Source organism: Nocardioides sp. (genome assembly GCF_031422975.1).
Lineage (GTDB): Bacteria > Actinomycetota > Actinomycetes > Propionibacteriales > Nocardioidaceae > Nocardioides.
Genome location: NZ_JANPEO010000643.1, coordinates 1 through 1,516, shown reverse-complemented (window position 1 = coordinate 1,516; position 1,516 = coordinate 1). Strand labels below are relative to the sequence as shown.

Annotated in this window: 1 protein-coding gene; it reads left to right on the top strand. The window is 68.7% G+C overall.

What is annotated here, in order from left to right; translation table 11 throughout:
• The coding region (locus RMO85_RS18965; protein WP_310530274.1) for a M4 family metallopeptidase at positions 1-1,516 on the top strand (1,516 nt) is incomplete at both ends.

Below are 1,516 nucleotides of genomic sequence, written 5' to 3'. Positions count from 1 at the left end.
CCATCGTGGACGCCGACACCGGCGAGGTCATCACCTCCTTCGACGAGGTCGTCAAGGGCACCGGCAACAGCCAGTACTCGGGCAGCGTCACGCTCGGCTCCACCCAGAGCGGGACGAACTGGCTGCTCAAGGACACCATCGGCAACTACACGACCGACCTCAACGGGGCGACCTCCGGCACCGGCACGCAGTTCACCGACGCCGACAACATCTGGGGCAACGGCTCGTCGACGAGCCGTCAGACCGCAGGGGTCGACGCGCAGTACGGCGCCGAGAAGACCTACGCGTACTACAACTCGGTCCTCGGTCGCGCCGGCATCTGGAACAACGGCACCGGGGCGCGCAGCCGCGTCCACTACGGGAACGCCTACAACAACGCGTTCTGGGACGGCACCCAGATGACGTACGGCGACGGCGCCGGCAACACCAAGCCGCTCACCTCCATCGACGTCGCGGCCCACGAGATGAGCCACGGCGTCACCGAGAACACGGCGGGGCTGGTCTACAGCGGTGACGCGGGCGGCCTGAACGAGGCCACGTCCGACATCTTCGCGGCGGCGGTCGAGTTCCACGCCGGCAACGCGTCCGACCCCGGCGACTACCTCGTCGGCGAGAAGATCAACATCAACGGCAACGGCACCCCGCTGCGCTACATGGACAAGCCGAGCAAGGACGGCGCCAGCCAGGACTGCTGGACGACCAACACCAAGAACCTCGACCCGCACTACTCGTCGGGGCCGCTCAACCACTGGTTCTACCTGGCCTCCGAGGGCTCGGGCGCCAAGACCATCAACGGGGTCGCCTACAACAGCCCCACGTGCAACGGCGCCACCGTGACCGGTGCCGGCCGGGCCGCCATGGAGAAGGTCTGGTACCGCACGCTGTCGACCAAGCTCACGTCGACCAGCACGTATGCCGCGGCACGCAACGGGGCGATCGCGTCGGCCAAGGAGCTCTACGGCGCCGGCTCCAGCCAGTGCACTGCCGTCGCGAACGCCTTCTCGGCCATCTCGGTGCCGGCGGGCACCGAGTCGTGCGGTGGCACCACGCCGCCGCCCGCCGGTGGCAACCTGCTGGGCAACCCCGGCTTCGAGTCGGGCGCCACGGTGTGGACCGGCACCGCCGGCCCGATCACGAACAACACCGCTCGCCCGGCCCGCACCGGGTCGTGGAAGGCGTGGCTCGGCGGCAACGGCACCTCGGGCACCGAGACGATCAACCAGAGCGTCGCGATCCCCTCGACCGCGACGAGCGCGACGCTGTCGTTCTGGCTGCGCACCGACACGGCCGAGACGGGCAGCACGGTCTACGACACGATGCGCGCCCAGGTCGTCGACGGCTCCACCGTCACGACGCTCGCGACGTACTCCAACGTCGGGCCGAACGCGACCTACACGCAGAAGTCCTTCAACCTCACCGCCTACAAGGGCAGGACGGTCTCGATCCGCTTCACGATGACCGAGGACTCGAGCCTGCAGACGTCTTTCGTGGTCGACGACACCTCCGTCGGGACGAG